The sequence below is a fragment of the Pseudomonas sp. CGJS7 genome, assembly GCF_036961695.1.
The window spans coordinates 124,945-130,944 of the sequence record NZ_JBAMDI010000014.1 but is presented as its reverse complement, the minus strand read 5'-3'; the positions used below and the strand labels follow the sequence as shown (position 1 = coordinate 130,944).

General features: G+C 63.6%; 7 protein-coding genes. All 7 read right to left on the bottom strand.

The genetic code is table 11. The annotated features are described in order from the left end of the window. Nucleotides 1-18: 18 nt before the first annotated feature. The 7 genes from V7787_RS11690 to V7787_RS11660 all read right to left on the bottom strand — a co-directional run bounded on the left by V7787_RS11690 (nt 19) and on the right by V7787_RS11660 (nt 5,949). Nucleotides 19-327, bottom strand: coding sequence for a type IV secretion system protein VirB3 (locus V7787_RS11690; protein WP_336088311.1), 309 nt, complete (start codon nt 325-327; stop codon nt 19-21). Continuing rightward, on the bottom strand, nt 320-700 hold the full coding sequence (locus tag V7787_RS11685; protein WP_336088309.1) for a TrbC/VirB2 family protein: 381 nt from the start codon (nt 698-700) through the stop codon (nt 320-322). The genes V7787_RS11690 and V7787_RS11685 overlap by 8 nt, the downstream gene beginning before the upstream one ends. Before the next feature lie 128 nt (nt 701-828). After that, complete coding sequence (locus tag V7787_RS11680; RefSeq protein WP_336088307.1) at nt 829-1,689, bottom strand: lytic transglycosylase domain-containing protein; 861 nt, start codon at nt 1,687-1,689, stop codon at nt 829-831. Nucleotides 1,690-1,831: 142 nt separating this feature from the next. Continuing rightward, on the bottom strand, nt 1,832-2,872 hold the full coding sequence (gene virB11, locus V7787_RS11675; RefSeq protein WP_336088304.1) for a P-type DNA transfer ATPase VirB11: 1,041 nt from the start codon (nt 2,870-2,872) through the stop codon (nt 1,832-1,834). 22 nt (nt 2,873-2,894) lie between these two features. Further along, the gene (locus V7787_RS11670) at nt 2,895-4,142 is read right to left on the bottom strand and encodes a TrbI/VirB10 family protein (RefSeq protein WP_336088302.1); all 1,248 of its coding nucleotides are present in this window, start codon (nt 4,140-4,142) and stop codon (nt 2,895-2,897) included. Next, nucleotides 4,139-4,906 (bottom strand): TrbG/VirB9 family P-type conjugative transfer protein, encoded by a 768-nt coding sequence (locus V7787_RS11665; protein WP_336088299.1) that lies wholly within the window; start codon nt 4,904-4,906, stop codon nt 4,139-4,141. The genes V7787_RS11670 and V7787_RS11665 overlap by 4 nt, the downstream gene beginning before the upstream one ends. Continuing rightward, nucleotides 4,903-5,949, bottom strand: coding sequence for a virB8 family protein (locus V7787_RS11660; protein WP_336088296.1), 1,047 nt, complete (start codon nt 5,947-5,949; stop codon nt 4,903-4,905). Before V7787_RS11660 ends, V7787_RS11665 begins: the two co-directional genes overlap by 4 nt. Between the last annotated feature and the right edge of the window lie 51 nt (nt 5,950-6,000).

Sequence of the window (6,000 nt, the reverse complement as noted above, 5' to 3'; positions counted from 1 at the left end):
TGGCGGCTGCGGTCAGCATCAGCTTTTCTTGTCGCCCGGGTTGCGATAGTAATTGGGCGTAAACACCCACATCCCCTGGTGCTGCTGCAGGTTGCGCATTCGCAGGCGGAACTGCAGGCGCAGACCAAGCAGGCGGAAGATCATTTCGTCGCGACGCGCCATTTGACGCATGATGAAGATGACGACCGGCAACAGCAGCACGCAGAACATGTCGATATAGAACGTCAGCAGCAGGCAGGTGCCTGCGCCGAAGATGAACGGGACGTACGGCACGCCCAAAAACATGGGCGGGCGCGTACAGCCCCGAAACAGCACGTTCTTATGCATAGTTCATCAAGGAGTTGACGACGTACATACCCATCTTGACGCCCTCTTCGCCCAGCTTGGCGTCCTGCGGGATCAGCATCTTGGCGACCTGGGTCGCGGCGCCGATCATGAAGCCGCCGATGAGGATCGAGGCCACTTCGGTGATGCGCTTGTGGGCGAAGGCGACCTGGTAGCCGGCGAAGATCACCGCGATGGTGACGATGGCGACCGAAGCGATGTTGAGCAGCGAGTTCAGGTTGCCGAAGAAGCTGGTGACGCGCGCCTTGGCGTCGGTCTGAGCGAAGCCGACTTCCGGCAGCATCAGCAGGACGACGAAGGTGGCGGCCATGGCGAAAGCCGACAGGAAGTTCTTGAAATAGATGTTGGAGTTCATGAGATATCCCTTCTGTTTGTAGTGGGCGAAGTCGAAGCTACGTACGTGGGTGGTGCGTCGGTGGAGGGGAAACGGTTCGTATCGATACGGTTGCTGATCTGGAAACGGATTCAACTACGGTGGATCGACTAGAAAACGAACGCCTGGTCGCCTTGGGACGGCGGCTGCGCGGGTGCTCGCGGCGGCGCGGCGGCGGGGCCGCGCGTGAGCGAAACGGTAACCGGCTGCGACAGCTGCGGAACGGCCGCGGCCATATTGGGAAGCATCGGAGCCGGCGCGGGCGCCGGCGCTGCCGCGGCGGCCATCGGCAGGTTCGCGGCGAGATTGGACGACTGAATGGAGGCGGCGAGCATCGCGGCCGAAGCGGCGGCCTGGGTCGCGGCGGTATCGGGCTCGCGCGCGCGCGAAGCGATCAAGGCCTCGGTACGCGAAGACGCGCTGCGCCGCGCGGGCGCGTAGACGGCCGGAGCCATGGCTGGGATCGTGGGCGCGCCGGTGGACGGCTGCTTGGGATCGCCCACTACCGCGATGGCGTCGACCCCGGAGGCGCCGGCCTGGTTGCTGCGCATCGATGCATAGATCTTCTGCACGTAACCGTGGCGGAAACCGGTGACGAAGTTGCCGGAGTAGTAACAGCTGAAGGATTTGCCCCAGTCCTGGGAGCGCGAATAGCACTCGGCGAGAATGCGCGAGCCGGCCTGCAGGTTCGGGCAGACGTCGAAGGCCTTCTCGTAGGAGTCCAGGCCGTACTTGCCGAGGTTGTAACGATTGACCTGGGCGACGCCGAGGGAGAAGTTGAAACCGCGCCGTTCCAGCATGCGCACGGTGGAAATGGCTTCGGGAAGGTTCTTGGGCTGACGCACCAGACGGCCGCCCACTACGCCGATGGCATAGGGATTGAAAGACGATTCCACGCGCACGACGTGATGCATCACTTCGTGCGGAACCGCCAAGCCCGTGCAATTTGTCAGTTCAATACCGGGCAACATTCCCTAGTCCCCCCCTGTGCCAGCCTTGGCGTGGTGTCCTGTCCATTATAAAACGGATAGCGACAAGGCTGCGAACCCAAATCGCCGAGGTAATCATTCACGTTCCAGCCAGCTTTGTCAACGAACCCCTGCCCGCCCGCCGTCAGTTCGCGGCGAGCTGGCGCTCCGGGCTGAAGTCGATGCCGGTGATGTAGCGCTGCCCCGCGTGGGCCTTGATGTGGACGACGATATCGATCGTCAGCATCAACAGGCGCTTGATCACCGCGAACTCCAGGCCGGAACCCTCGGCCGAGGCCTTCACCATCAGCGAAAGCTGGTCCCAGGTCTGGGCCGTGCTGCCAGCGTGGCAGCTGGTGATGGACCCCGGATGACCGGACGCGCAATTGCGGATGAAGTAGAAGGACTCGTCGCCACGCAGCTCGGCCAAAATGATCCGATCCGGCTTCATGCGCAGGCAGGCTTCCATACAACTCTTGGCCGTAACGTTGCTCGTGCTTTGTCCACCTTTCGAGTAGAGCAAGTGCACGACATTGGGCTGAGTGATGAAAAGCTCGCGCGCGTCTTCGATGGTGACCAGACGTTCGTAGTCGGGAATGTGACCGACCAGCGATTTCATGAACGTGGTCTTGCCGCTGCCGGTGGCGCCGGCAACGACGATGTTCTTTTTGTACTGCACCGCTTTCTTGAAGAACTCGGCGTAGTTGCGCTGAGCGCGGATCTCCAGCAACTCGCGGTCGTGCTCGCTGACCGTCGCGGTGCTCTCCAGGATCTGCTCGAAGAAGCCGTCTTCCTGGTACTGCTGCAGGGTCTTGCTGTGCTTGGACGGCAGACGGATGGTGATCGAGACCTTGCCCGCGTCGCAGGCCGGCGGAATCACGAATTGCGCGCGCTGCCCGGTCGGGAAGGTCAGCGAGACCACCGGGTCGGCATCGGTGATGCGTTGCCCGGTGTTGCTCTCGTTGACCACCGCGGTGCAGAACTGCCGGGCCCGATCGAAATTCAGGCTCGGCACTTCCAGGCGCTGCCAGCCGGCGCGGGTTTCCAGGTACAGCTCGCCCGGCCGGTTGATGCAGATTTCGGTGACGTCCGGGGAGCTCATGTACTCGTGAATGCCGAGCACCTGGTACTGATACTCCAGGAAGTCGTTGGAAACCTGCGCTATCGGTGAATTATCTGAATCCATCGCCTGTGACCGCTTTGCCCGCTCAACGCAGGACCGAGGAGAAGTCCACGTCCTTGGCGACGTAGATGTTCACGATCGAACCCTGATTGACCGTGATCGTCGCCGGACGGTTCAAGCTCTTGTCCAACGCCTGATTGGCCAGACGCTCCATCGACCGGGCCGTGTTGCTCTCGTACGGCTGGGTGATCACGGTGCCGCCGTTGGTGACGGTGGTGCTCTCCGGACCGTTTTCGGCCGCCGCGTACTTGAATGCGTCGCTGATCAGGCTGATCAGCAGCGCCGAGGCGATGCGGCTGCCCCAGTGCGCATCGTACTGACCCGGAACGCCGGCGCCGCCGAGGTTGTCGACACCCGGGCTGGCCATGTTCACGTCCAGACCGGTCGGGGTGGTGATGCGATCCCACAGCACGGCCACGCGCTTGAGGTCGCCGGCGTTGCCCTGATAGCGGCCGGACACCTTGGAGCCCTTCGGCAGCAGCAGGCGACGGCCGTTCACCGAGTAGATCGGCTCGGTCACGATGCACGAGGAGAAGCCGGGGATGTCGGTGACGATCCGGGTTTCCATCACGCAGCGGATGTAGGTACCGCGCAGCAGCAGGGTGTCGGGGTTGTACAGCGGCTGAGCCGAAGCCACTTCCGGGCGCTCGACCTTGGCCGGCCCCGCGCCGCCGCCCTGTTGCTGGGCGATCAACGAAGCCATGTACTGCTGATCGGCCGCGATGCTGGGATCCTCGCTGCCGCCCTGTCCACCGCCAGCGCCACCGCCCTCGCCCACCATCCGGCGTTCGAGCAACGACGGACCGCGGTCGCGCATTTCGCCTTGAGCGGCGGCGTAATCCTGCTGCTGGCCCGACGCCGACGGCGGCGGCGCGGCCGGCGGCTGGACCACGTCGATCGGATCCGGCGGAGTCGTCGGCAGCGGCGGCAACGGCGGCGGCTGGGCGCCGACCGGTGCTTCGGGCACGTTGACCACTTCTTCGTCGACCTTCTTCACCTCTTCCTCGCCCGAGGTGGCGCTCTTGAGCAGGAAGAAGGCGCCGACCAGCAACAGCAGCACGATCGCGCCGAGGAACATCAGGGCCTTGCGATTCAGGCGCTGTACGTCGGTGCTCTTGAGCTGGGGCGCGTTGGCGTCCAGGTCGGGCTGAGCGGCTTGACCGCCCTGCTGGCCGTAATAGGGATTGGAGCCGGCGTAGCCGTAGCTGCCGCCTTCCTGCGGAGTGCCGTTGTCGGGCTGACCCGGCTGATTGGGAGGCATGTTCTGGCTCATTTCTGCTTCTTCCTGCGCAGACCGACGACGTTATTGCCGTGACGGATGATCAAGTAGGGATACGTACCGTGGATCACGATGGTGTTGCCCTCGACCGTCGTGTTGACGACGAAGTCTTCACTGCCTTCGCGCTCGCGGCCGAACACCGCCGGGAAATTGCCGGTCGGCAAATTCTTGAGCCCGCTGATCTTGACGTAAGTGAACTGGCCGTCGTCGTACACGTTGCTGGGCACCAGCCAGGATTGCTTCTTGCGGCTGGAGTATTGGTAATCGAAGTTGTAGACGCGGTTCTTGTCCAGCGTCGTGTTCAACTCCGTCGCGACCTGCTCGGTGCTTTCCTGCGCCTTGGAGAACTCGGTGCCGTTGGGATACACGAACTTGATCTTGTACTGCACGCCGGCCTGCTTGGCCTGCTCGAGCACGCGCCAGTCGGTCGCCACCACCTTCAGCTCCAGGATGTACGAGTGCGTCGTCGTCCTGATCATCATGTTGGTGTCGACGTCGACGTTCTTCGGCTTCAAATAGAAGATGTTGTCGCGACGGCTCAGATCCCAGCCGGTGCTGAAGCCGGTGCTGTAATCCAGGATGTTTTCGCTGGGGCTCAATTCGATCTGAGTGGTGATGCCCAAGCCGGTACGCACCTGGTAGATGCGGTTGGCTTCGTACTCATACTCCTGCACCACCTGCGCCGAGGCAGGCAGGGCCAGACCGGAGACCGCCAACAAAAACAGGGCGATCAGACTGTGTTTACGCAAGCAGTTCATCGGGTGCTGACTCCATTCGCAGTACCGGTCGGTGCGGGTGCAGGTGCCGCCGGCGCGCCGGCCGGTCTGGCGGGATTCGGGACCGGCGCGACGCCGGGCTGCGGCGCCACACCGGGTTGCGGTGCGGTGCCAGGCGGGTACGCGGCGGGCGCCGGTGCCGCCGCGGGAATCGGCTGGCCGGTGGCCGGGTCGATCGCCGGAGCCGGAACCGCGCCCGGAACGGGCAGACCGGTGGCCGGATCGATCGTGGGCGTCGGCGGCGTGGCCGCTGCAGGCGCGGCGGCGGGCGCCGGGCCGACCGGGAACTCGGAGGCGGCCGGCGGCGACGGCGCGTAGTCGTTGTCCACGCGGTAGCTGGACACCTGGAAGCCCAGCGGATTGAGGACCCGGTTGGCCTCGTCCATCTTCAGGTTGGACTTGTAGGTGTATTCGATCGCCGCGATCTTGCTGTCGATCGGCTGCGACAGCGCGCTTTCCTTGTCGAACAGGCTGCGCTGGAAGCGGACCGTCGCGGTCTTGGTCGCGCCGTCGCCGGCATGCAGCTGGATGCTGAGGATGCGCACGCGGATCGTCTTGCCCTTGCCGAACAGGGTGATCGGGTTGTTCGGGTTGGACTTGAGATAGACGTTTTCGTACGCGCGGGTCACGTACGGGGCGCCCATCGCGAACACCGTCGCCCAGTCGCGGTCGCCGATCTGCGAGTAGTCGTACGACTCGCGCGCCATGATGAAGTGCGAGATGTTGCTCTTATTGATCGCCTCGCTGGAGGTGATGCTGTTCTGGCTGAAGTCGTCGCGCAGGCGTGCGACCGTCACCGTGCCGGTGTAGGCGTCGGCCATGACCAGGTACGGCACCTTTTCTTTCAGCGGCAGGAAGTAGAAGTACCCGCCCGCGAGGATCAGCGCCATGATGATGGACGCGAACGCGACCATCCAGGCGCGCTTCTCGCTGCGCCGCGCCAGATCGGCGACGGTGACTTCGAAATTCACCGCCTTGGCGACGGCGTTCTCCACCTGCGGAGTTACGTTCTTTTTTCCGAACATCTATGTTGCATCCATAACGATGGAAGTTCGCTGCGCACCGACCGGATCCGG

Coding starts and splice junctions, on each gene's coding strand:
- V7787_RS11690 (WP_336088311.1), bottom strand. CDS start 327: ATGCATAAGAACGTGCTGTTTCGGGGCTGTACGCGCCCGCCCATGTTT.
- V7787_RS11685 (WP_336088309.1), bottom strand. CDS start 700: ATGAACTCCAACATCTATTTCAAGAACTTCCTGTCGGCTTTCGCCATG.
- V7787_RS11680 (WP_336088307.1), bottom strand. CDS start 1,689: ATGTTGCCCGGTATTGAACTGACAAATTGCACGGGCTTGGCGGTTCCG.
- virB11 (WP_336088304.1), bottom strand. CDS start 2,872: ATGGATTCAGATAATTCACCGATAGCGCAGGTTTCCAACGACTTCCTG.
- V7787_RS11670 (WP_336088302.1), bottom strand. CDS start 4,142: ATGAGCCAGAACATGCCTCCCAATCAGCCGGGTCAGCCCGACAACGGC.
- V7787_RS11665 (WP_336088299.1), bottom strand. CDS start 4,906: ATGAACTGCTTGCGTAAACACAGTCTGATCGCCCTGTTTTTGTTGGCG.
- V7787_RS11660 (WP_336088296.1), bottom strand. CDS start 5,949: ATGTTCGGAAAAAAGAACGTAACTCCGCAGGTGGAGAACGCCGTCGCC.